The organism is Streptomyces sp. NPDC101178, from assembly GCF_044767965.1.
Classification (GTDB): domain Bacteria; phylum Actinomycetota; class Actinomycetes; order Streptomycetales; family Streptomycetaceae; genus Streptomyces.
Genome location: NZ_JBIWOZ010000007.1, coordinates 286874 through 310019, shown reverse-complemented (window position 1 = coordinate 310019; position 23146 = coordinate 286874). Strand labels below are relative to the sequence as shown.

The following is a 23146-nucleotide window of genomic DNA, read 5'->3' as shown; positions in this document are numbered from 1 at the left end:
CCGTCAGCTTCCCGCGCCCCGCACCGCCGCCACCGTCTTGCGGGCCGCCACCAGCACCGGGTCCCACACCGGTGAGAACGGCGGCGCGTAGCCGAGGTCCAGCGCCGTCATCTGCTCCACCGTCATCCCGGCCGTCAGCGCCACCGCCGCCACGTCCACGCGCTTCGCCGACCCCTCGCGGCCGACGATCTGCACGCCGAGCAGCCGCCCCGTACGCAGCTCCGCGATCATCTTCACCGTCATCGGCTCGGCCCCCGGGTAGTAGCCCGCCCGCTGCGTCGACTCGATCGTCGCCGTGACATAGCGCAGCCCGACCGCCCGCGCGTCCTTCTCCCGCAGCCCGGTCCGGGCGATCTCCAGGTCGCAGACCTTGCTCACCGCCGTACCGACGACGCCCGGGAACGTGCCGTAGCCGCCGCCGACGTTCGACCCGATGACCTGGCCGTGCTTGTTGGCGTGCGTGCCGAGCGCGATGTGGCGGGGGCGGCCCGCCACCAGGTCCAGGACCTCCACGCAGTCGCCGCCCGCCCAGATGTTCTCGTGGCCCACCGCCCGCATCGCCAGGTCGGTGAGGATTCCGCCGTGCGCGCCCACCGTGAGACCCGCCTCCCGGGCCAGCCCCGCCTCCGGCTCGACGCCGATGCCGAGGACCACCACGTCCGCCGGGTAGGTCCGCTCCTCGGTCGCCACCTCGCTGACCCGGCCGTCCGGACCCGTGAGGATCTTGGTCACGGAGGCGCCGTTGACCGTGGTGATGCCGAGCCCGTCCATCGCCTCGTGGACCAGCTCGCCCATGTCCGGGTCGAGCGTCGCCATCGGCTGCTTCCCGCGGTTGAGTACGGTCACCTCGAAGCCGCGCTTCAGCATCGCCTCGGCCATCTCGACGCCGATGTACCCGGCGCCCACCACGACCGCCCGCCGACCGGTGGCACGGTCCAGCGAGTCCAGCAGCGCCTGCCCGTCGCCCAGGGTCTGCACCCCGTGCACGCCCGGCGCGTCGATGCCCGGCAGCTCCGGGCGGACCGGACGCGCCCCGGTGGCGATCACCAGCTTGTCGAACCCCGTCCAGTACGCCTCCCCGCTCTCCCGGTCCACCGCCCGCACCCGCTGCCCGGCCACGTCGATCTCGGTGGCCTCGGTGCGCATCCGCAGATCGATGTCCCGCTCGCGGTGCTCCTCGGGCGTACGGGCGATGAGGTCGTCGCGCCCCGCCACGTCCCCGCTCACCCAGTACGGGATGCCGCACGCGGAGTACGAGGTGAACGAGGAGCGCTCGAACGCGACGATCTCCAGCTCGTCCGGCCCCTTCAGCCTGCGGGCCTGCGACGCGGCGGACATGCCCGCCGCGTCGCCGCCGATGACCACGAGTCGCTCCGCTGCCATGTTTCCGGGTCCCTTTCGCCGTGCCGGCCGTCAGGGAGCCCACGCTACGGCGCTCAGGGGGCCGGTGCGGCCTCCGGCTCCGGCTTCGGCGCCTCCGGGACGCCCCGGCCGGTCCGCCGGGCGCGCAGCACCCGCGACACCACCAGCAGCAGCGCGGCCGTCACCAGGAAGGGGGCCGACGCACCGAGCGCCACCGCGATCCACCGGAACATCGTCACGAACGCGTCCCAGCCGCCGCCCAGCGCGTCCAGGAACCCCGGGTCGTCGTCCTTCCCACCCTGGCGCGGCGCGTCCGGCTCGCTCAGGTCCAGCGTGATCGTCGCCAGCGTGGTGCGGTCCTTCAGGCTCGACTGCTGGGCCAGCAGCGACTCCAGATCGGCCTGACGGCTGCTCAGCTCGCCTTCGAGCGTGACGACATCGGTGATCCTCTCCGCCCGGTCCATCAGCTCCCGGACCCGCTTCACGCTGGCGCGCTGCGTGGCGATCCGGCTCTCCACGTCGACGACCTGGTCGGTGACGTCCTTCGCGTTCGAGGAGCGGGAGAGCAGCTTCCCGGAGCCGGCGAGCTTGCCGAGCACCTCCTGGAAGCTGTCCTGCGGCACCCGCAGCACCAGGTGCGAGAACTCGTGCTCGTCGTCGACCCGCTCGGTGGTCTCGGTCGCCACCAGGCCGCCGCTCGCCTCCACCGTGCTCCGCGCGGCGGCGGCCGCCTTCGGCGCGCTCCTCACCTCTACGGAGAGCTCGGCGGTCCGGATGACATGGGTGCCCGCGGCCCCCGGCTTCGGCGCCTTCTGCCGCTCGCCGCCCTTCGCCGCCTCCGGGGCGGCGGAGGCCGCCGCGTCGCCCGGGGCGTACTGCTCGCCCACGATCCCCCTCTCCGCACTCGCCTTGAGGCCGTTCGACCCCGCACCCGCGTCGGACGCGCTGTCGGCGCCGCTGCAGCCGCCGACGAGCAGCACCGCCCCGAGAGCGCCGGCCGCCAGAGCGGCACGGAGACGGGAGCGGCGGTGGCGGAAGCGGTGATCGGTATCGCTGTTCATAACAGGTCCCCCCAGGACGTGTGTTGGTACTGCGGGTTCGACGGGGGCCCTCCCGAACCGGTTTCCGGCCGCGGGTTTCGAAGTGGTCACGGTCAGGAGCCGGCAGGCGTTTGAGAGAGTGGACCCATGCAGCGTTCACATCAGGATGCGGACCCGCCCGCGCACCATGTCGTCGTCATCGGCGGCGGCATCGCCGGCCTTGCCGCCGCCCACCGCCTGGTCGCCACAGGCCTGCGGGTCACGCTCCTGGAGGCGACGGACCGGCTCGGCGGCAAGCTCATGACCGGTGAGGTCGCGGGCGTCCGGGTCGACCTCGGCGCCGAGTCGATGCTGGCCCGCCGCCCCGAGGCGGTCGAGCTGGCCGGTGCGGTCGGCCTCTCCGGCCGCCTCCAGCCGCCGGCCACCGCCACCGCCTCCCTCTGGACCCGCGACGCGCTGCGCCCGATGCCCAAGGGCCACGTCATGGGCGTCCCCGGCGACCCGGCCGCTCTCGAAGACGTACTCACGCCCGAGGGCCTGACCCGGATCGCCGAGGAGCGCGACCTGACCCCGACGCCCGTCGGCGACGACGTGGCGGTCGGCGCGTACGTCGCCGACCGGCTCGGCCGTGAGGTGGTCGACCGGCTGGTGGAGCCGCTCCTCGGCGGGGTCTACGCGGGCGACGCCTACCGGATCTCGATGCGCGCCGCCGTACCGCAGCTGTTCGAAGCGGTGAAGGAGGGCGGCCCGCTGCTGGAGGCCGTCCGCCGCATCCAGGAGCGAGCAGCGGCACGGCAGCGGACCGGGCCCGTCTTCCAGGGCATCGCCGGCGGCATCGGCACCCTGCCGGACGCCGTGGCCGACGCCGTACGGGCCTCAGGCGGCGCGATCCTCACCGAGACCCCGGTCCTCGGCCTGACCCGTACGGACACGGGCTGGGAGGTCCGCACCGACACCGGGGTGATCACCGCCGACGGCATCGTCCTGGCCACCCCCGCCTGGTCCGCCTCCGCCCTGCTCGCCGCCGAGTCCCCGGCCGCCTCCGCCGAGCTGGCCGGTGTCGAGTACGCCTCGATGGCCCTGGTCACGATGGCCTTCCGCCGTACCGACATCGCGGCGTACGAGGCCCTGCGCGGCCGCTCCGGCTTCCTCGTACCGCCGGTCGACGGCCGCACCATCAAGGCGTCCACCTTCTCCAGCAACAAGTGGCAGTGGGTCGCCGACGCCGCCCCCGACCTCTTCGTGCTCCGCACCTCGGTGGGCCGGTACGGCGAGGAGGACCACCTGCACCGCGAGGACGGCGAACTCGTCGCCGTGTCCCTGCGCGACCTCCAGGCGGCCACCGGACTCACCGCACGCCCCGTCGACACCGAGGTCACCCGCTGGATCGGCGGCCTCCCGCAGTACCCGGTCGGCCACCACACCCGGGTCGCCCGCATCCGCGACGAGGTCGCGAAGCTGCCCGCGCTGCGGGTCTGCGGCGCGGTCTACGACGGGGTCGGCATCCCGGCCTGCGTCGCGAGCGCCCGACGCGCGGCGGACGAGATCATGAGGGAGATCATCGCCACGCCCACCCTGGTTCGGGGCACCGGGAGCGAGGCGGGACAATAGCCGTATGAGTGCTCCTGAGACTGTGACATCCAGCAAGAGTCCGAACGCCGGAAAGAAGGCCAAGGACCTCAACGAGGTCATCCGCTACACCCTCTGGTCGGTCTTCAAACTCCGCGACGTGCTCCCGCTGGACCGCGCGGGGTACGCCGACGAGGTCCAGGAGCTGTTCGACCAGCTCGCGGCCAAGGACGTCACCGTGCGCGGCACCTACGACCTCTCCGGTCTCCGCGCCGACGCGGACCTCATGATCTGGTGGCACGCGGAGACCTCGGACCAGCTCCAGGACGCGTACAGCCTCTTCCGCCGCACCAAGCTCGGCCGCGCCCTGGAGCCGGTCTGGTCGAACATGGCGCTGCACCGGCCCGCCGAGTTCAACAAGTCGCACATCCCGGCGTTCCTCGCCGACGAGAACCCGCGCGACTACATCAGCGTCTACCCGTTCGTACGCTCCTACGACTGGTACCTGCTGCCCGACGAGGACCGCCGCCGCATGCTCGCGGACCACGGCAAGATGGCCCGCGGCTACCCCGACGTCCGCGCCAACACCGTCGCCTCGTTCTCGCTCGGCGACTACGAGTGGATCCTCGCCTTCGAGGCGGACGAGCTCTACCGCATCGTCGACCTGATGCGCCACCTGCGCGCCTCCGAGGCACGGCTCCACGTGCGCGAGGAGATCCCGTTCTACACGGGCCGCAGGAAGGGCATCGCAGACCTGGTGGCCGGGCTCGCATAGCCAGCGAGTTCCCGCACCACCCCAACCCGGAAGATCAGAAGACGGGCGCGACCGTGCCGCCCGCCGTTCCAGCGACACCGGGTTCGGCTTGAGGGCCCTGCCGGAGTGTGCCCAGCACACTCCGGCAGGGCCCGTCCGCGTCCTCAGTCCAGCGAGACCGCGTTCGGCTCCGCGCGCGGCGCGCACTCCGCGTCCCCCGCGGGCACCGCGCCCGTCAGCAGATACCGCCGCAGGTGCTCGTCCACGCAGGCGTTCCCGGCCCCGCCGACGCCATGCGTCCCCGCGTCCCGCTCGGTCACCAGCACCGCGCCGCGCAGCCGCCGCCGCAGCTCCAGCGCTCCCTCGTACGGGGTCGCCGCGTCGCGCTCCGCCGCCAGGATCAGCACCGGCGGCAGCTCGCCCCACTCCGTGGAGACGTCCAGCGGCCGCTGCCGGGGCGCGGGCCAGAAGGCGCACGGCAGGTTGGTGAAGGCGTTGTTCCAGGTCTGGAAGGGGGCGACGGTCGCGAGGTCGCTGTGGTCCCGGTCCCAGACCTCCCACTCCTCGGGCCACGGCGCGTCGTTGCACTCGACGGCGGTGTAGACGGCCCGCTCGTTCTCGTCGTCCTTCGCCGTGATCGCGCGCGGCGACATCTGCGTGACCAGCGGTTCCGGGTTGCCCCGGACGTACTCGGAGAGCGCGGTGGCCCGCATCGCCCAGTAGTCGTCGTAGTACCCGGCCTGGAGGAACGCCGCGTGGAACTGCCCCGGCCCCACCTTCCCGCCCGCCGGTTCGGCCGCCAGCGCGGTGCGCACCGCGTCGTAATGCCGCTGTACGGCCTCCGGCGTGGTGCCGAGCCCGTAGACGTCGTCGTGCCGGGCGACCCAGCGCCGGAAGTCCAGCCAGCGCGACTCGAAGGCCACCGACTGGTCGAGGTTGGAGCGGTACCAGATCTTCTCCGGGTCCGGGTCGACCGCGGAATCGAAGACCATACGGCGTACGCGTGAGGGAAAGAGGGTCGCGTACAAGGAACCGATGTACGTGCCGTAGGAGGCGCCCATGAAGGTCAGCCGTTCGTCACCGAGAGCGGCCCGCAGCACCTCCAGGTCGCGGGCGTTGTTGAGCGAGGTGTAGTGGCCCAGCGCCTCGCCCGCGTTCTTCGCGCACCCTTGCGCGTACGCCCGCGCCTGCGCGACGCGCTTCTCCTTGTACGCGGTGGTGGGGTGGGCGGGGGAGTCGGTGGGGCTCTGCGCGAAGACCGCCGGGTCCTGGCAGGAGAGCGGGGCGGAGGCGCCGACGCCACGGGGTGCGTAGCCGACCATGTCGTACACCTCCGCGACCTCCTTCCACTCGGACATCTCGCCCATCAGCGGGAAGGTGACGCTGGAGGCGCCGGGCCCGCCCGGGTTGTAGACGAACGAGCCCTGCCGGCCGGCCGCCGGGCCGGTGGCCGTGGTGCGGCTGACGGTGAGAGCGATGGTCCGGCCGTCCGGGCGGGCGTAGTCCAGCGGAACCCGGACGGTGCCGCACCTCAGGTACTCCGGCAGCATCTCCTCCTCCGGGCACGCCCCGAAGGAGATCCCGGCCGCCGCCGCACGGGTCGCCGCCACCGCCGTACCGCGCTCCTCGGCGGAGGCCGGTCCGGGGCCGTCCGAAGCGATGGCGGGAGCGGCGGTCAGCGCGGACAGCACCAGGGAGCCGATCGTTGCGTACAGCGGTACTGCTCTCACGGCGGGGCCTCTCTGCGGATGCGGAGAGGGGATGGTGAGGGGCGAGGCGGCCGAAGTCCAGTACCGGGCCGGTGTGTTGCGGGAATCGACCCGGTTGCGCCGGCCGTGTGACGGTGGGTCAGGAGCTGCTGCCGCAGCTGGAGCCGCCTGAACCTCCGCCGCAGCTGGAACCACCGGAGCCGCCGCCGCAACTCGAGCCCGAGCCGCCGCAACTCGAGCCCGAGCCGCCGCAACCGGAGCCGCCGCCGCAGCCCGAGCCGCCTCCGCTGGATCCGCCGCAACTGTGGTGACCGGGGCCCGCGTCGGCGCACCAGACCGCCGTCGCGGCGAAACCGGACGCCGCTGCCGTACTGCCGGCGTACGCCGACCACCCCGACCGGGACCGGCGGGTCTGCGTGTGCAGCCGGGCCGCCGCGAGCAGTTGGGCCTGGAGCACGGGGTCCGGCAGCGCGCGCAGCCCCTGGGTGGCGACGAGGTGGGGCGCGGTCACCTGGTAGGCGTGGGCGGCCCGGAAGGCCTGCGCGGCCCGGCGGCCGGGCCGGGTGATCCGGTGGGCGGCGGCCGCGGCCACCACGAGTCCGCTGATCCCGCCGAGCGCGATCGCGGGCAGCATCTTCAGGACGAACGGGAACGGCATGTCGAACTGCGATTCCAGCGCTATGTACTGCAGGACCGTGGCCAGGACGGAGAGCGGCAGCGCGACGAGGCAGCAGATCCCCTGGACCAGTCCCCACCGCCGTACGGAACGGCTCGCGGCCGGCGGCACCAGCAGTCCGCGCTCCGCGAGCCCGTCGCCGATCTCCTGCACCGCCGGATGGCGCATGACCGCTTCCCGTACCGCGTGCAGAGCGCCGCTCGGAGCGGCGAGAAGCTCCTGCAGCACGGCGCGTTCCACCGGGTCGTTCGCCTGCTGACGCCGTACGGAGATGATGCCGGGCCCGCCGATCAGCACGCGCCCGTCCGCGTACAGCGCGGTGAGCGCGGTGTCCACGACCCTGGCCGGGCCGCCGCCCAGGAACGCCGCCTCGTGCAGGTCGTGGACGGCGGGCGAGGGGCCGGCGGACGGGCGGCGGGACCGGGAGGCGACCAGCTTCGCGATGAGGAGCGCGCTGGAGACGGCGACCGCGAGGGTCAGCAGCAGGGCGAGCGTGTTCATGGCGGTCACGACCCTCACTTCCCCACGAGGACGGCACGGGCCGCCCGGACGAGACGGGTGGCCCGGCCCGTCGGCCGCAGCCCCGAGCGGTCCTCCCACCAGTGCGTCAGCCGCCGCTGCGCCACCGTGTCGGCGAGGCCGCCCGAGATCAGGATCCGCTCCACGAAGTCCAGGGCGTCACGCCGGTAACCACCGCCCATGGGATGCGACCCGGCGTACGCGACGAAGGCGGCGCGATAGCCGTCGCCCAGGATCTCCGGCAGCTCGGGCGCCACCTTGGCGACGACGTCGGCCCGCTTGGCGGCCAGCGCGCGGCTCTGCACCCGCAGCCGCCGGTGGTCGAAGCCCTCGGGCGCCGGCGTGCCCGCGACGAGCGCGGAGAGCAGCGAGGTCTGCGCGACGGCGGTACGGCCGCGGGCTCCGGGAGGTACGGGGACGGCGGGAGCGGTCGTGGCCGTCGGTACGGGGGCGGCGGGAGCGGTCGTGGCCGTCCGGGGCCGTCGTGTGTCACCGGCCTTCCGCAGCGTCGCCCGGATCGTCTCCAGCTCGGCCGCCAGCTCCGCGCCGGGCGGGAAGGCGTCGTCGCGCTCCAGCAGCACGCCCGGCGGGTCGACCCGGGAGCGCAGTTCGGCCAGCACGTCCAGGACCGGGGCGGTCACCGGGTGGGCGTGCGTGTCGTGCCAGACGCCGTCCTTCTCGATCCCGCCGGCCACATGCACGTAGGCGATGGCCTCCACCGGCAGCTCGTCCAGCGCCTTCGCCGGGTCCTGCCCCAGGTTGACGTGGTTGGTGTGCAGGTTGGCCACGTCGATCAGCAGCCGCACCCCGGTCCGCTCGACCAGCTCGGCCAGGAACTGTCCCTCGGTCAGCTCCTCGTCCGGCCAGGAGACCAGCGCCGCGATGTTCTCCAGGGCCAGCGGCACGGGCAGCGAGTCCTGGGCGATCCGCACGTTCTCGCAGAGCACCTCCAGCGCGTCCCAGGTCCGCGGCACCGGCAGCAGGTGGCCCGCCTCCAGCCGCGGAGACGCGGTCAGCGGCCCCCCGGCCCGTACGAACGCGATGTGCTCGGTCACCAGCGGCGTACCGAGCAGCTCGGCGCGCGCCGCGAGACCCGCGAGCCGCTCGGCGTCCGGGCGGTCGGCGCCGCCCAGGCCGAGCGAGACGCCGTGCGGTACGACGGTCACGCCCCGCTCCCTCAGCCGCACCAGGGAGTCCGGGAGGTGGTCGGCGCAGAGGTTCTCCGCCACCGCCTCCACCCAGTCGACCCCCGTGAGCGCCTCCACCTCGGCCGCGATCTCCGGCCGCCAGCCGATCCCGATGCCCAGCTTCATGGTGTCCCCCTTTTCCGCTCTGTCCCGGGGTGATGGCCCCGCCGAGCGGCGTCGAACCCGAAGAGAGGGACGTTCAGAGGATGATTTGAGGTTCCGGCGCCCGCGCGTCGCTTTACGGCATCGGCGGCATCGTCGGCGGTACCGGGCGCGAGGTGAACGACTGGTCGCCGGTCGGCGTCACCGGCACCGGAGCCAGCGGCACCTGCCCGCCCTGCGGCATCGGCGGGCCGGAGGGGCTGGCCGTGGACCCGCCGGCCGCCTCACGCGCCAGCGCGTCGAAGTCGACGAGGCCGGTGGCCTCCAGCATGGTGATGTGGTCCAGCACGGTCTGGTTCGCGTCACTGGCGAGCTGCCGGATCAGGGTGTTGCGAGTGGTGTGCCGTACCTGGCCTATCAGCCCGAAGACCTTGCCGTGCGCGGCCCGCAGGATGTTGGCGAACTTCCGCTCGTACTCGTCCCCGCTCGCCGCCGTCAGCTCCCGCAGCCACTCCTGCTGCTGCTCGGTCGGCTGGTTCGGCAGCTCCACGCCGAGCTTGGCGGCCACGTCCCGGGCCCGGCGGTCCAGGTCGGTGTGGCCGACGACCAGATGGTCCCCGGCGGCCTTCGTCGCCTCGCTGGGCGCCCGCTCGATCGCCTGCTGCCCGGCGGGCAGCTCCCACAGCCCGGCGAGGCGCACCTTGACCAGGAAGTCCCGGTCGGTCGCGGAGAGCGGGCCCCACTGGGTGGCGACGCTGGAGGCGTTCAGGTTCGCCTCGCCGGTGCCCGAACGGTCCGCGTAGGACCAGACGGGGAAGGCGAGCGCGCCCACTGTGGCGACCAGCGCCGCGATGATGAGGGCCGTTCCGTTGATGCGTCGCAGCAAGGTGTCTCCCGGGACGAGGCGTGAGAGCGTCGATCAGGCGTCGGACCACCGCCAACCGACCTGCGGTGCAGGCTACTTGGTGGTAACGCCGGTGGGGCGGTATCGGGAGATACGTCAGCGGGCGCGGAAACACTCAGCCGCGGGCGGACCTATTCCGGCCGTGCTGATCGGCGAGCGGACCGGCGAGGTAGGGCCGCTCCCCGTCGAGGACGCGGCGCTGCTCACGCTCGATGTGCCGCTGCCACAGCAGCAGGAGCCGCTCGGTCCCGGCCTCGTCGAGCGACGGGCCGAGCGCGCGGATGCCGGCGCGGAGCCCGGCAGGTTCGTCCACGAGGGTGCCGAGGGCGTCGAAGACGAGGGCGTCGATCTCCACTGCTGCCATGGCCGGGGTCTCCTGCTCTCAGAGGTGGCGGGCGCTCACCGGCGGGAGCGTACGCCCGGGAGCGGGCCGAACCGCAGCCCGCCCTCCGCCACGACCGTAGGCCCGGGGGCGATCTCGGTGAACCCCGCGTCGCGTACCACCGGCAGGCCGCTCGCCGTCAGCTCACGCCACCGCTCCGGGGCCGCGGTGGCCACGGAGAGTGGGAACCCGGCCTCGCGCCACGCCTTGCGCTCGGTCTCGGACAGCTCCCACCAGGCGAGCTGGGCGCCATGGCCGACCTGCGCCATCGTCTTGCCCGCCGACATCTCCACCTCCGGGTTGAGCCAGAGCACCGGGGCCTCGGGGCCGGGGGCGGCGGGCGGCTCGGGGTCGTCCAGGTCGGTGCCGGAGACCTGGAGCTTGGCCAGCTCCTTGGGCCAGCCGTCGAGCGGGATCGGCGGGTACACCCGTACCTCCGCGCTGTCGCCCGTCACCGTGATCCCGGGCAGCGCGGCCGCCTTGCGCCACTCCGCGCCGCGCGCCCGGCGCACCACCTTGCGGATCCGGGCGTCCTCCCAGTCCCGCATCGCCCCGGCCCACTCGCCCTCGCCGGTGGACCGCTCGTCGGCCAGGATCGTGAGCACCGCGCGGGCGGCGGTACGCAGGGCGTCGGTCCGGGCGGGCGGGTCGGTCTTCTCCAGGTGCACCACGAGCGGAAGCACGTACTGCGGGGCCTCGTCCCGGTCGGTCGGACCGTGGTGGAAGGGGCTCGGGGAGGTGTCGCGGGAGGGGTTCTGGGAGGTGTCGTCGCTGCTCACCGTGCCAGTCTGCCAGGCGGCGGGTGCCACCTCCTTGGCTTGAAGGGCCGGCCCGGGTGAGGATGCTCGGTATGAAGAGCGATCTCTTTTCCAGCGAGCACCTGGCCGAGCAGGCCACCGCCCCCGGCATGACCCTGCAGAACTCCAAGTCGATCAAGTACGCCGTCAACGGGGAGATGCACGCCCGCCAGGGCTCGATGATCGCCTTCTGCGGCAACCTCCAGTTCGAGCGCAAGGGCCAGGGGATCGGCGGCCTGCTCAAGCGCGCGGTCACCGGCGAGGGCCTCGCGCTCATGGCCGTACGCGGTCAGGGCGAGGCGTGGTTCGCGCACGAGGCCGCCAACTGCTTCATCGTGGAGATGGACCAGGGCGACCAGCTCACCATCAACGGCCGCAACGTCCTCTGCTTCGACGCCACCCTCGCGTACGAGATCAAGACGGTGAAGGGCGCCGGGATGGTCGGTGGCGGCCTCTTCAACAGCGTCTTCTCCGGCTACGGCAAGATCGGCCTGATGTGCGAGGGCACGCCGATAGTGATCCCGGTGACGGCCGCCCAGCCGGTGTACGTCGACACGGACGCGGTCGTCGGCTGGAGCCAGCACCTCACGACCACCCTGCACCGCTCGCAGAGCGTCGGCTCGATGGTGCGCGGCGGCTCCGGCGAAGCCGTGCAGCTGATGCTCCAGGGCGAGGGCTTCGTCATCGTCCGCCCGAGCGAGGCCAGGCCCGAGCGGACGGCCAACTGACAGCCCGGTTGCGTACGCTCATGGCCATGGACGACGACGCGTACTGCGCGACCCCCGCACCCGCGACCACCGAGGCGGACGCGGGCCCGCCGTTCGCGGAGTGCGTGCTGTGCCGCCAACCGACCGAGCATCCGGAGTCCACCAAGGGCGCGACGCTCTGCCCGGTCTGCACGTGGCAGGAGGCGGCGCGCTCGGCCTGTTCGGGCTGAGCGCGCCGCTCGGGCCCAGGGCTTCGCGGGGGCGTCGTCCCAGGCCAGGGAGGACATCCTCCCAGCCGATCAGCGCCCGCCAGGCCCGCGTGACCAGCCCCTGTCCTTCTCCCGCCGGCTCCGGTCAGCAGCATGCCGCCCGCACCTGGAGACCATGAAGCCCGCGGCGAGATCATCCCTCAGACAGGGCCCTCCATCAGCTCCGACACCTTCACGAACCGGTAGCCCCGCTTCCGCAGCTCCGGAACGATGGTGCCGATCGCCTCCGCGGTGACCGGCGCCGCGCTGCGCGTGCAGTGCAGCACCACCAGCGACCCCGGCCGCACCCCGTCCAGCACCTGCGCGGCCACCGCCCCCGCGTCCGTCGCGAACGCGTCGCCGCTCACCACGTCCCACTGCACCGCCGTCACGTCCGCCGGGGTGAGCGCGCGCAGGGCCGCGTCGTCGTAGCAGCCGCCGGGGAAGCGGAAGTACGGCACCACGTTCCGTACACCGGCCTCGCGGAACGACGAGAAGGCGCGCTCCACATCGCGGGCCATGGCGTCCTTCGCGACCACCGGCAGCCCGTAGCAGTCGGCGGTGAAGGCGTGGTGGCTGTACGAGTGGTTGGCGACCTCGAACAGGTCGTCCGTACCGATCCCCTTCGCCTGCGTCGGGTACTCCTCCGCCCAGCGCCCGGTCATGAACACGGTCGACGGCACCTTCAGCCGCCGCAGCAGCGCGATCAGCTCCGGGTTGTCGAAGCGCTCGCCCGCCTTCGCCCGAGGGCCCTGATCGGCCGTCATGTCCGCGTCGAAGGTGAGCGCCACGACCTTCTCCGCCGCGCCTCCGGCCGCCGGCCGCCGCTCGAAGACCGGGGTGCGGCCGGCCGGGCCCGGGGCCATCGTGGGCGGCTTCTTCGGGGGCGGGGGTGAGGAGGCAGGTGGCGTGGCGGTCGGTGTGGGGGAGGCGGTGGGTGCGGAGGCGGCGCCCCCGCACCCGGCCAAGGCGCCACCGATCAGCACACCCGCGACCATCAGGACAGTCGTCTTCCGTTTCCGCGCAGTAGTGATCACTCACGGAAAATATCCGACAATCTACCCTTAGGGTTTATATGGCACTCCGGTGTCGCCCCCTCACCGCCACGGCCCCGTCACCGCGAACGTCGTCCCCGGCGTGTAGCAGTTCACGTACATCGTCGAGCCGTCCGGCGAGAACGCGACCCCCGCGAACTCGCCCCACTCCGGCTCCTCCGGCGTCCCGATGTTCTGCCGTCCGCGCGCCATCGTGTAGACCTCGCCCCGCCGCGTCACCCCCAGCACGTGCTGCGCGCCGCCGCCGTCCTCGCAGACCATCAGTCCGCCGTCGGCCGCCAGGCAGATGTTGTCCGGGGACTCGCCGGGCAGCTGGATGTCGGTGTCCGGGCCGAAGACCACGACCAGGGTGAGCCGGCGCTTCTTCGGCTCGTACCGCCAGACCTGGCCGTAGTGGTCGCCCGCCGAACCTTCCTCGCTGCGGGCGAAGCTGGAGACGAAGTAGACGGACGAGCCGCCCCAGTAGCAGCCCTCCAGCTTCTGCGCGTGCGTGATGCCCTTGCGGCCGAAGTCCTGGAGCCGGATCGGCGTCTTGGCCGCCAGCGGATCCGGTACGGGCACCCACTCGACCCGGTCGAAGCTCGCCCCGGTCTCCTGGACCACCGAGAGGTCCGGCAGCCCCGGCACCCGCATCGCCTCCAGCGCCCCGCCCGCCCGCAGCGAACCGGTGCCGCCCAGCGGCTTCTCGGGGAGGAAGCGGTAGAAGAGGCCGAACGGCTTGTCGAACGCGTCCTCCGTCTCGTACACGATCCCGTTCTTCGGGTCGACCGCGATCGCCTCGTGCTGGAAGCGGCCCATCGCGGTCAGCGGAACGGCTCCGGTGCGGCGCGGGTCGGCGCCGTCCACCTCGAAGACGAAGCCGTGGTCCTTGGTGTACCCGTTGGTCCCGGCCTTGTCCTCGGTCTCCTCGCAGGTCAGCCAGGTACGCCAAGGCGTCGGCCCGCCCGCGCAGTTGACCGCCGTACCGGCGATGGCGACCCGTTCGCCGAGCACCTTGTTCCGGCCGTCCAGCTCCAGGGACGTGCAGCCGCCCTTGGCCGCCGGGTCGTAGGTCAGGCCGTCGACGGTCGGGACGCCGATCTTCGCCGTGTGCCGGTTCTCGTGGTTGCGGACCAGGTGGACCCGGCCGTGGCGGCCCGCGAGGGCGGTCATGCCGTCGTGGTTGCTCGGCACCTGGCCCTCGCCGGAGCGCAGCGGGTCGCCCTCCCGGGACAGCACCCGGTAGCGGAAACCTTTCGGCAGGTCGAGCAGACCGTCCGGGTCGGGGACGAGGGGGCCGTAGCCGTCGTGGCCGCGGGCGGCTGCCGTGCCCGCGAAGAGTTCGGAGAAGGCCCCGGTGAAGGCGATCGCGGCCGCTGCGCCGCTGCCGGCCAGGACCTGTCGTCGTGTCGCGGTGCTCCGGGGGGCGGTCGTCGCGGTCGCTGCGGTCGTTGTGTTCCGGGTTTCGGATGACATGAGGCAACTCCCTGTTGGCGGACAGGTGACGTGACCCGCATGTGTGTAGCACGCACGGAGGCGCGGGGGAACCATGCGCGCCCCCGCGCCTCGTGTTGCCGCTGGGACGGCCCGGAGGGGGCCGCCGAAGCGCCGGCCGGCGCTCGTGGGCTCCGGCCGGCCGCGCGGGGTCAGGCCAGCGAGGCCGACAGCGTGATCGTCGTACCCGTCAGCGCCTGGCTGACCGGGCAGTTCGCCTTGGCGTCCTCGGCCGCCTTCACGAAGGCGTCCTCGTCGAGGCCGGGGACCTCGCCCACGACGGTGAGGTGGATGCCGGTGATACCCGTACCGGGCTGGAAGGTCACCTCGGCCTTGGTCTCCAGCCGGGTCGACGGGGTGCCGGCCCCGGCGAGTCCGTGGGAGAGCGCCATCGAGAAGCAGCTGGAGTGCGCGGCGGCGATGAGCTCCTCCGGGCTGGTCTTGCCGTTCGCGGCCTCCGAGCGGGCCGGCCAGGAGACGGGGTACTCACCGATGCCGGAGGAGTCGAGGGTGACGACCCCCTTGCCGTCGAGCAGGTTGCCTTCCCAGTTCGTGTGGGCCTGACGCGTGGTAGCCATGCTGGATCCCTTCAAACGGTGTACGCGGTGGTACGGGAGCCGTACGCGGTTGTACGCGAACGGAGTTACGGGCACGCCGCCGTACGGGCACCCGGTGTCACCCCCCGAACCTACTGCGCCACCAGGCCCTTCGCGTCACGTGCCAGTGCCGTCAAGCGCGAGATCGCCCGGAAGTATTTCTTCCGGTACCCGCCGTTCAGCATCTCGTCGCTGAACAGCCGGTCGAACGGCAACCCGGAGGCCAGCACCGGCACCTCGCGGTCGTACAACCGGTCCGCCAGCACCACCAGCCGCAGCGCCGTCGACTGGTCCGGCACCGCCGTCACCCCGGTCAGGCAGACCGCGCCCAGCTCGTCGGTCAGCGCCCCGTACCGGCTCGGATGCACCTTCGCCAGGTGTTCGAGCAGCCCCGGGAAGTCGTCCAGGGACGCGTCCGGCGTGGCGTAAGCGGCACGGGTCACCTGCTCGTCGCTGTACGGCGGCGGGGCCTCGGGCAGTCCGCGGTGCCGATAGTCCTCACCGTCGATGCGCAGCGGGCGGAAGTGCGCGGACAGGCCCTGGATCTCGCGCAGGAAGTCGGCGGCGGCGAACCGGCCCTCACCGAGCTTGCCCGGCAGCGTGTTCGAGGTCGCGGCCAGCGCCACCCCGTGCTCCACCAGCCGGCTGAGCAGCGAGGAGACCAGCACGGTGTCGCCCGGGTCGTCGAGCTCGAACTCGTCGATGCAGAGCAGCCGGTGCCCGCTCAGTGTCCGCACGGTCTGCTGGAAACCAAGGGCGCCGACCAGGTTCGTCAGCTCCACGAAAGTGCCGAACGCCTTCAGCGACGGCTCGGCGGGCGTGGCGTGCCAGAGGGAGGCGAGGAGGTGGGTCTTGCCGACGCCGTACCCACCGTCCAGATACACCCCGCGCGGCCCGGTCGGCGCGGCCGGCTTCTTGCTCCCGAACCACTTGCGGCGCCCGGAACCCGTCGCGTGCGACCCGCCGAGCCCGGCCGCGAAGCCGGACAGCACGGTCACGGCCTCGCTCTGGCTGGGCTGGTTCGGGTCGGGTACGTAGGTGTCGAAGCGCACCGAATCGAAGCGCGGCGGCGGCACCATCTCCGCGACCAGACGGTCGGCGGGGACGTGCGGCTCGCGGGCGCACAGGGACAGCGGGGCCGTTTCGGAAAGGGGGCTCTGCCCCGGAAACGCGGTGGAGGACGACACAACTCTCCACCCTAAGGCCCGTGCCAGACTGCAACCCATGCGAAGCCTGTTCCCTGTGACGGACCTGACAACAACGGCCGCCTCCCCCGACCCCTCGGGGCTGCCGGCGGACCGCGAGTGGAGCTTCGACGAGTTGGCCGAGGCGTACGCGTACCCCACGACGGGTGCCTCCTGGCTGCGCGCCAACATGGTCTCCACGCTCGACGGCGCCGCCCAGCACGACGGCCGCTCGCAGCCCATCTCCTGCGCCGCCGACATGCGGATCTTCGGCACGCTGAGGGCCCTGGCCGATGTGGTGATCGCCGGAGCCGAGACCGTACGCCAGGAGGGGTACCGTCCGGCCCGCGCCCGGGAGGCGTTCGCGGCGCGGCGGGCGGCGGCCGGGCAGGGGCCCGCGCCCGCCATCGCGGTGGTGAGCGGTTCGCTGGACCTGGACTTCGCGCTGCCGCTGTTCACCGAGCCCCTGGTCCCGACCCTCGTGGTGACCGGTTCCGGGGCGCCCGCCGACCGGATCGCGGCGGCCCGGAAGGCGGGCGCGGAGGTGGTGGTCGCGGGCGAGGGCACCCGGGTCGACCCGGCGCGGGCGGTGCGCGAGCTGGCGGACCGGGGGCTGCGGCGGCAGCTGACGGAGGGCGGGCCCCGGCTGCTCGGCCAGTTCGTGGCGGCGGGTGCGCTGGACGAGCTCTGCCTGACGCTCTCCCCGATGCTCACGGCCGGGGACGCGCAGCGGATCGCCGGAGGTCCCGGGGTCGCCGTGCCGGAACGTTTCGCCTTGGCGTCGCTGCTGGAGGAGGACGGGTTCCTCTTCGGTCGCTACCGACGGTAAGGAGCCGGACCGCCCGGCTCGCTACCGACGGTAAGGAGCCCGGTGACCGGCGGAGGCGCGCCGGGTCACCAGTGCGGGGACACTTAGCGGAATTACCCGTTCCGGTTAGCTTCGGCTGGGCACACTTACCTCTGCAGTCCCCGTGGCATCACGGGGAAGGATGGTTTCAGCAAACGATCGCCGACGGCCGAGCCGGCTGTCGGCGAGACGCAGAAGCGGAAGGGCGCCTGTCGTGTTCACAAGCGTTTTGATGATCGAGAAGCCGCTCACTCCCGAGGACGTGGACTTCGTCACCACCCTCCACGGCGAGGAGCGGATCTCGTTCGTCGTTCTGTTGCAGCCGCGCGGCGACCAGGCCGATGTCCTGCTGCGCGCGATCGACGACGTGGCGATGGGGGAGCTCAAGGAAGCCGTCCGCGAGGGCGAGGAACCGGAGGGCAAGGAGGCCCGCGAACCCGCTGAGATCGGCCTGGAGTACTCGCTACGGGCGCTGCGCGAGGCGGGCGCCGAGGCGGTCGGACAGGTGATCGAGGACCACCCCCTGGACAAGCTGAAGACCGTCGTCGAGGACGCGGGCGCCGACGAGGTCATCGTCCTGACCGCCCCGCACTACGTGGAGGAGTTCTTCCACCGCGACTGGGCCTCCCGTGCCCGGCACAAGGTCGGCGTCCCGGTGCTCAAGCTCTTCGCGCACAGCGAATAGGCTGAAGCCGCGCGGTCCCCGGAGGCAAGCCGGGACCGCGTCGCCACGGCCAGACCACGAGCACGGAGGACCACAGATGGCACCCGGCATTCCCGCCGCCATGGAACGACCGCACTTCATCGGCATCGGCGGCGCCGGAATGTCGGGCATCGCGAAGATCCTCGCCCAGCGCGGCGCGAAGGTGGTGGGCAGCGACGCGAAGGAGTCCGCCACCGCCGAGTCGCTGCGGGCGCTGGGCGCGACCGTGCACATCGGGCACGCGGCCGGGCACCTGGCCGACGACGCCTCCTGCGTGGTCGTCTCCAGCGCCATCCGCGCCGACAACCCGGAGCTGCTCCGGGCGAACGAGCTGGCCATCCCGGTGGTCCACCGCTCCGACGCGCTGGCCTCCCTGATGAACGGCCTGCGCGCCATCGCGGTCGCCGGTACGCACGGCAAGACGACCACCACGTCGATGCTGGCCGTCGCCCTCTCCTCGCTGAGCCTGGCCCCCTCGTACGCCATCGGCGGCGACCTGGAGGGCCCCGGCACCAACGCCACGCACGGCGAAGGCGACATCTTCGTCGCGGAGGCGGATGAGAGCGACCGCAGCTTCCAGAAGTACGACCCCGAGGTCGCGATCGTCCTCAACGTGGAGCTGGACCACCACGCGAACTACGCCTCGATGGACGAGATCTACGACTCCTTCGAGACCTTCGTCGGCAAGGTCGTCCCCGGCGGCACCCTGGTCATCTCCGCAGACCAGCCCGGCGCGGTCGAGCTGACCCGCCGGGTCCGGGACCTCGCCGACCTCAAGGTCCTCACGTACGGCTCCGCCGAGGAAGCCGACGTACGCGTCCACAAGGTCACTCCGCGCGGCCTGACCAGCGAGGTCACCGTCCTGCTGAACGGCAGGTTCCTCACGTTCACCGTCTCGGTCCCCGGCGCCCACTACGCCCACAACGCGGTCGCCGCCCTCGCCGCCGGGGTCGCCCTCGGCATCCCCGCGCACAACCTGGCCTCGGCCCTCGGGTCGTACACCGGGGTCAAGCGCCGCCTCCAGCTCAAGGGCGAGGCGGCGGGGGTGCAGGTCATCGACTCGTACGCGCACCACCCGACCGAGATGACCGCCGACCTGGAGGCCATGCGCGGCGCCGCCGCCGACGCCCGCATCCTGGTCGTCTTCCAGCCGCACCTGTTCTCCCGTACGCAGGAGCTGGGTACGGAGATGGGCCAGGCCCTCGCGCTGGCCGACGCCTCCGTGGTCCTGGACATCTACCCAGCCCGCGAGGACCCGATCCCGGGCATCACCAGCGCCGTGATCATCGACGCGGCGAAGGCGGCCGGCGCCGAGGTCACCGCCGTCCACGACCAGGCGGACGTCCCCGCCGCCGTCGCGGGAATGGCCAAGCCCGGTGATCTCGTTCTCACCATGGGAGCGGGCGATGTCACCGACCTCGGCCCGCGCATCCTGGACCACCTGTCGAGCGACCGGTAGCCGAGGGGCGACCGGAGCGAGCGACCACCTGTCGAGCTGAGGAGCGAGCCGTGCCGTACGACGTCGAGAAGCCGGACGAGCAGTGGCGGGCGGAGCTGTCCCCCGCCGAGTACCAGGTCCTGCGCCAGGCCGGCACCGAACCCGCCTTCCGCGGTGAGTACACCGACACCAAGACGGCGGGCGTCTACTCCTGCCGCGCCTGCGGGGCGGAGCTGTTCCGCTCCGACACCAAGTTCGAGTCGCACTGCGGCTGGCCGTCCTTCTACGACCCGAAGGACACCGACGCGGTCGAACTGATCGAGGACCGCACGCACGGCATGGTCCGCACCGAGGTCCGCTGCGCCCGCTGCGGCTCGCACCTGGGCCATGTCTTCGAGGGCGAGGGCTACCCGACCCCGACGGACCAGCGCTACTGCATCAACTCGATCTCGCTGACGCTGGCGCCGGACGAGAGCTGAGCCGGACGCCGACGGAACGTGAAGATGCCCGCACGGGGAGACCCGTGCGGGCATCTTCTGCGTACGCCTCCCGGCACCGCTCCGGCCGTCCGCCGAAGCGCCGCCGTCACCGGCGTCCGCGCAACCGTCCGAACAGGCTGCGGGCCTGGGCGCGCTTTCGGGGGTCGGCCGCGGCGCGCCGGGCCGAATCGATGGTCCTCCGGCCCTGGGGGCTGCGGGTGAACCGGGTGATGCGGGCGATCAGGCGGGACATGGTTCCTCCTCGGGGCGGGCCTGACTCTCGCCTACCCCGTAAACGCCCGACCGCACGCTCACGGTGACGGCATGTTCACCGAGGGGCGCCTCACCTCTGCTGGGCGTCCTCGGCAGCCTCCGAGCGCAGCAGCGGGTGGATGACCCCGGGGAAGACGGTCGCCTGCACGACCTCCTCGGCAGACCCGCCCTGCACGACCGTCTCCGCCACACCCCAGGGCCGCCCGGCCAGGTGGATGGTCAGGGTGTACGAGGAGGAGCAGCCGGTGCACTCGTAGCGGTCGGCCCAGGTCTCGACCTCGGTGGTGGAGCCGGGGTAGCGCTTCACATGGCGGTGGCGGGCGTGGCAGTGGCCGCAGGTCTCACCGGGCTCGCAGGTCCCGCCGCACGGACACGGCACGTCGAAGGAGTCGGCGGGCGTCCAGCGCTGCACGAGGACGGCGTCACGGGTGGCGGCGGTGTCCTTCATGGCCTTGAGGTTGCGGGCGGCGACGTTGTACGACTCGCCGGTGGCGGCCATCCGGTCGCGGATGACGTCCTTGCGTCCACGGTTGGTCGTCATGCGGCTCCTCCTGGGTTCACGCAGCCCGCCAGGAGGCCCATGAGAGACATCGGTACGTCTTTACCGTACCTGTCCGGTATCGGTACGAGGACCGGGCGGCCCGGCGGCCGGCGCGGACTCCGGAGCCCGCAGGACCGAAGGGTGCGCGTCCCGTCCCGTCCGGCCACCCGAAACGGGTCCGATCCGGGCCCCGGCGGCGGCGATCCGGAGCGCCACCATGCCTGACCGGGCGCCTGCCGGGGCATCGGCCGACCTGGTCCGGTCTTTTCGACATGGTGACCGGCTTTGGGGATAGCAGGTGGTCCAGAGCGAAGCACGTCCCACGCCCTTTCGTCCCCCGTCCGAAAGAAGGTCACCGTGGCGATCAATCAGACGCAGCAGCAGTTGGACCACGGGCGGCCGGTCCCGGACCCCGCCGAGGGGCGGTCCGGGACCGATCCCCGTGACCCGGCCGAGGCGGGAACCGGGCTGCCGGGGCAGCCGGAGCGCGCCCCGCGACCGCGGCCGTCCGCCCTGGAGCAGGCCGGTGGAGTCCGTGGCGTGATCTACTCCGCGCTGCCCGTCCTCGCCTTCGTCATCGGCAACGCCATCGGCGGACTCACGACGGCGATCATCGCCGCTCTCGCCCTCGCCGTGGTGATCGCCGCCGAGCGGCTGATCCGCAAGGAGTCGGTCATGCCCGCCATCGGCGGGGTCTTCGGGGTGGCCATCGCCGCCGGGATCTCCTGGTGGACCGGGTCGGCCAAGGACTACTTCCTCATCGGGATCTGGTCGAACCTGGCTCTCGCCCTGATCTTCGGTCTCTCCGTCCTCGCGGGCCGACCGCTGGCGGGCGTGCTGTGGTTCTCGCTGCGGGGCAAGAGCTCGACCTGGCGGGAGGACCGGCGTGCGCGCCGCTACTTCGGCGTCGCGACGATCGTGCTGACGGCCATCTTCGCCGCCCGCTTCGCCGTCCAGCAGTACCTGTACCAGGCCGACGAGGTCGGTTCGCTGGGCACCGCGAAGATCGTCATGGGATATCCGCTGCTGGCCGTGGGGGTGCTGGCCGTCGCCTGGGCCGCCCGCGCCGCCTCGCGCCGGTCCCCTGAGGCCGGCGAGGCCGCCTCGCGGCGACCCTAGGGCGCGTGTCCGGTGGGAGGGGCGTATATCCGGTGGGAGAGGTGTATGTCCCGCCAAAGCGGTTACCTTCCCGCCATGCGACGACACGACCTGATCGTTCTGGGCGCCGGTACCGGCAACGCACTCATCGACGACCGCTTCGCCGGCCTCGACATCGCCCTGGTCTCCGCCGGACCCTTCGGCGGTACCTGTCTGAACGCGGGCTGCATCCCGAGCAAGATGCTCGCCGCCACGGCCGATGTGGCGGACTCGGTCCGGGAGTCGGAACGCCACGACATCGACGCAGAACTGCGCGGCGTCCGCTGGCGGGACATCCGCAGCCGGGTCTTCGGCCGGCTCGACGCGGCGGCCGAGGAGGGTGAGAAGGGCCGTCGCGACTCCGAGCACATCACCGTCTACCGGGGCGCGGCACGCTTCACGGGCCCGCGTCGGCTCACGGTGGAGACCGACGACGGGCCCGTGGAGATCGAGGCGGAACGGATCGTGATCGCCGCGGGCGGGCGGCCCGTCGTTCCCCCGGTGGTCGCCGACTCCGGGCTGCCGTACGAGACGTCCGACACGGTCATGCGTCTGGACGAGGTGCCACGGCGGCTCGTCGTGCTCGGCGGCGGATACATCGCCGCCGAGCTCTCCCATGTCTTCCACTCCCTCGGCAGCCGGGTCACCGTCATCGAGCAGGCGGACCGGCTGCTGGCGCAGCAGCAGGACGAGCTGGTCTCCCGGACCTTCACCGACATCGTGCGCGACCAGTGGGACCTGCGGCTCGGGCGCGAGCTGACCGAGCTCTCCGGCAGGCCCGGCGACCTCCGCCTCACCTTGGACGACGGCACCGAACTGACCGCCGACACCTTGCTGGTGGCCGTGGGCCGCCGGCCGAACAGCGACCGGCTGGGTGTGGCCGCGGCAGGTGTCGAGACCGGTGACGGCGGACGGATCACCGTGGACGAGCACCTGCGCACGACCGCCGACGGGGTCTGGGCCCTCGGCGACATCTCCACGCGGGTCCCGCTGAAGCACGTCGCCAACCGTGAGGCGGAGATCGTCGCCCACAACCTGCTCCACCCCGACGACCGGCGGACCATGAACTACGACGCGGTGCCGTCGGCCGTCTTCACGCGCCCGCAGATCGCCCAGGTCGGACTGACCGAGCAGGAGGCCCGCGAGCAGGGACTCGACTACGCGGTCGCGGTCCACCGGTACGCGGATGTGGCCTACGGCTGGGCGCTGGAGGAGACCGACGGATTCTGCAAGGTGCTGGCCGACCGGCACACCGGGCGCCTGCTGGGCGGACACATCCTCGGGCCCCAGGCGGCCACCCTGGTGCAGCCGCTGGTCATCGCGCTGACCAGCGGCATGACCGTACGCGAGCTGTCCGAGCAGCCCCTGTGGATCCACCCCGCCCTCACCGAGGTCGTCGAGAACGCGCTGAAGGACCTGGACCTGGAGCCCGGACGGAAGTGAGACGAGGAGGTACGAAGGCGG

23 protein-coding genes and 1 pseudogene are annotated in these 23146 nt (G+C 72.6%); 10 read left to right on the top strand and 14 right to left on the bottom strand.

The window, feature by feature from the left end:
* Positions 1-3: 3 nt before the first annotated feature.
* The gene (locus tag ACIRR8_RS21790) at positions 4-1383 is read right to left on the bottom strand and encodes an FAD-dependent oxidoreductase (protein WP_404067215.1); all 1380 of its coding nucleotides are present in this window, start codon (positions 1381-1383) and stop codon (positions 4-6) included.
* A gap of 53 nt (positions 1384-1436) precedes the next feature.
* Positions 1437-2423 carry a DUF4349 domain-containing protein gene (locus tag ACIRR8_RS21785; protein WP_404067212.1) on the bottom strand — a complete coding sequence of 329 codons (987 nt, stop codon included), beginning with the start codon at positions 2421-2423 and terminating at the stop codon, positions 1437-1439.
* 126 nt (positions 2424-2549) lie between these two features.
* Here ACIRR8_RS21785 and hemG point away from each other — a divergent pair, with 126 nt between their 5' ends.
* Positions 2550-4013 (top strand): protoporphyrinogen oxidase, encoded by a 1464-nt coding sequence (gene hemG / locus ACIRR8_RS21780; protein WP_404067209.1) that lies wholly within the window; start codon positions 2550-2552, stop codon positions 4011-4013.
* 4 nt (positions 4014-4017) lie between these two features.
* Complete coding sequence (gene hemQ, locus ACIRR8_RS21775) at positions 4018-4746, top strand: hydrogen peroxide-dependent heme synthase (RefSeq protein ID WP_404067207.1); 729 nt, start codon at positions 4018-4020, stop codon at positions 4744-4746.
* 143 nt (positions 4747-4889) lie between these two features.
* Here the strand turns inward: hemQ and ACIRR8_RS21770 are convergent, their stop codons facing one another.
* From ACIRR8_RS21770 to ACIRR8_RS21745, 6 genes and pseudogenes are all read right to left on the bottom strand, one after another.
* Positions 4890-6455: an alpha/beta hydrolase gene (locus ACIRR8_RS21770; RefSeq protein WP_404067204.1), complete on the bottom strand. Its 1566-nt coding sequence runs from the start codon at positions 6453-6455 to the stop codon at positions 4890-4892.
* 118 nt (positions 6456-6573) lie between these two features.
* Positions 6574-7611 carry a TIGR04222 domain-containing membrane protein gene (locus tag ACIRR8_RS21765; protein WP_404067603.1) on the bottom strand — a complete coding sequence of 346 codons (1038 nt, stop codon included), beginning with the start codon at positions 7609-7611 and terminating at the stop codon, positions 6574-6576.
* A gap of 14 nt (positions 7612-7625) precedes the next feature.
* Entirely contained in the window at positions 7626-8942 is a 1317-nt protein-coding gene (locus tag ACIRR8_RS21760) for a DUF692 family multinuclear iron-containing protein (protein WP_404067201.1), read from the bottom strand.
* 112 nt (positions 8943-9054) lie between these two features.
* Complete coding sequence (locus ACIRR8_RS21755; RefSeq protein WP_404067600.1) at positions 9055-9801, bottom strand: DUF4142 domain-containing protein; 747 nt, start codon at positions 9799-9801, stop codon at positions 9055-9057.
* Positions 9802-9967: 166 nt separating this feature from the next.
* Positions 9968-10186 (bottom strand): annotated as a pseudogene (locus tag ACIRR8_RS21750) (haloacid dehalogenase type II); the annotation flags it as partial.
* A gap of 35 nt (positions 10187-10221) precedes the next feature.
* On the bottom strand, positions 10222-10983 hold the full coding sequence (locus tag ACIRR8_RS21745) for a peptidyl-tRNA hydrolase (RefSeq protein WP_404067199.1): 762 nt from the start codon (positions 10981-10983) through the stop codon (positions 10222-10224).
* Between the two features lie 71 nt (positions 10984-11054).
* Here ACIRR8_RS21745 and ACIRR8_RS21740 point away from each other — a divergent pair, with 71 nt between their 5' ends.
* Positions 11055-11729, top strand: coding sequence for an AIM24 family protein (locus ACIRR8_RS21740; protein WP_404067196.1), 675 nt, complete (start codon positions 11055-11057; stop codon positions 11727-11729).
* Positions 11730-11755: 26 nt separating this feature from the next.
* The gene (locus ACIRR8_RS21735) at positions 11756-11938 is read left to right on the top strand and encodes a hypothetical protein (RefSeq protein ID WP_404067194.1); all 183 of its coding nucleotides are present in this window, start codon (positions 11756-11758) and stop codon (positions 11936-11938) included.
* A gap of 179 nt (positions 11939-12117) precedes the next feature.
* On the opposite strand, the gene ACIRR8_RS21730 is transcribed toward ACIRR8_RS21735, so the two are convergent.
* The 4 genes from ACIRR8_RS21730 to zapE all read right to left on the bottom strand — a co-directional run bounded on the left by ACIRR8_RS21730 (position 12118) and on the right by zapE (position 16267).
* Entirely contained in the window at positions 12118-12954 is an 837-nt protein-coding gene (locus tag ACIRR8_RS21730; RefSeq protein ID WP_404067597.1) for a polysaccharide deacetylase family protein, read from the bottom strand.
* Between the two features lie 99 nt (positions 12955-13053).
* Positions 13054-14466 (bottom strand): alkaline phosphatase PhoX, encoded by a 1413-nt coding sequence (locus ACIRR8_RS21725; RefSeq protein ID WP_404067191.1) that lies wholly within the window; start codon positions 14464-14466, stop codon positions 13054-13056.
* Positions 14467-14636: 170 nt separating this feature from the next.
* Complete coding sequence (locus ACIRR8_RS21720) at positions 14637-15062, bottom strand: OsmC family protein (RefSeq protein ID WP_109980071.1); 426 nt, start codon at positions 15060-15062, stop codon at positions 14637-14639.
* Positions 15063-15172: 110 nt separating this feature from the next.
* A complete protein-coding gene (gene zapE / locus ACIRR8_RS21715) occupies positions 15173-16267 on the bottom strand; it encodes a cell division protein ZapE (RefSeq protein WP_404067188.1) in 1095 nt (364 codons plus the stop codon).
* Positions 16268-16304: 37 nt separating this feature from the next.
* Between zapE and ACIRR8_RS21710 the strand changes: the two genes are divergently transcribed.
* The 4 genes from ACIRR8_RS21710 (at position 16305) to msrB (ending at position 19731) form a co-directional block, all read left to right on the top strand.
* On the top strand, positions 16305-17093 hold the full coding sequence (locus tag ACIRR8_RS21710; protein WP_404067185.1) for a pyrimidine reductase family protein: 789 nt from the start codon (positions 16305-16307) through the stop codon (positions 17091-17093).
* Between the two features lie 250 nt (positions 17094-17343).
* The gene (locus ACIRR8_RS21705) at positions 17344-17796 is read left to right on the top strand and encodes an indole-3-glycerol phosphate synthase (protein ID WP_404067182.1); all 453 of its coding nucleotides are present in this window, start codon (positions 17344-17346) and stop codon (positions 17794-17796) included.
* Positions 17797-17872: 76 nt separating this feature from the next.
* Positions 17873-19273, top strand: a complete 1401-nt coding sequence (murC, locus tag ACIRR8_RS21700; RefSeq protein WP_404067180.1) for a UDP-N-acetylmuramate--L-alanine ligase — start codon at positions 17873-17875, stop codon at positions 19271-19273.
* Positions 19274-19323: 50 nt separating this feature from the next.
* The gene (msrB, locus tag ACIRR8_RS21695; RefSeq protein ID WP_030562242.1) at positions 19324-19731 is read left to right on the top strand and encodes a peptide-methionine (R)-S-oxide reductase MsrB; all 408 of its coding nucleotides are present in this window, start codon (positions 19324-19326) and stop codon (positions 19729-19731) included.
* A gap of 106 nt (positions 19732-19837) precedes the next feature.
* On the opposite strand, the gene ACIRR8_RS21690 is transcribed toward msrB, so the two are convergent.
* The gene (locus tag ACIRR8_RS21690; RefSeq protein WP_404067176.1) at positions 19838-19984 is read right to left on the bottom strand and encodes a hypothetical protein; all 147 of its coding nucleotides are present in this window, start codon (positions 19982-19984) and stop codon (positions 19838-19840) included.
* A gap of 90 nt (positions 19985-20074) precedes the next feature.
* Positions 20075-20545: a hypothetical protein gene (locus ACIRR8_RS21685; protein WP_404067173.1), complete on the bottom strand. Its 471-nt coding sequence runs from the start codon at positions 20543-20545 to the stop codon at positions 20075-20077.
* A gap of 357 nt (positions 20546-20902) precedes the next feature.
* On the opposite strand from ACIRR8_RS21685, the gene ACIRR8_RS21680 reads away from it, so the two are divergent.
* Positions 20903-21664: a DUF3159 domain-containing protein gene (locus ACIRR8_RS21680; protein WP_404067170.1), complete on the top strand. Its 762-nt coding sequence runs from the start codon at positions 20903-20905 to the stop codon at positions 21662-21664.
* Positions 21665-21739: 75 nt separating this feature from the next.
* Entirely contained in the window at positions 21740-23125 is a 1386-nt protein-coding gene (locus tag ACIRR8_RS21675) for a mycothione reductase (RefSeq protein WP_404067167.1), read from the top strand.
* Positions 23126-23146 lie beyond the last annotated feature (21 nt).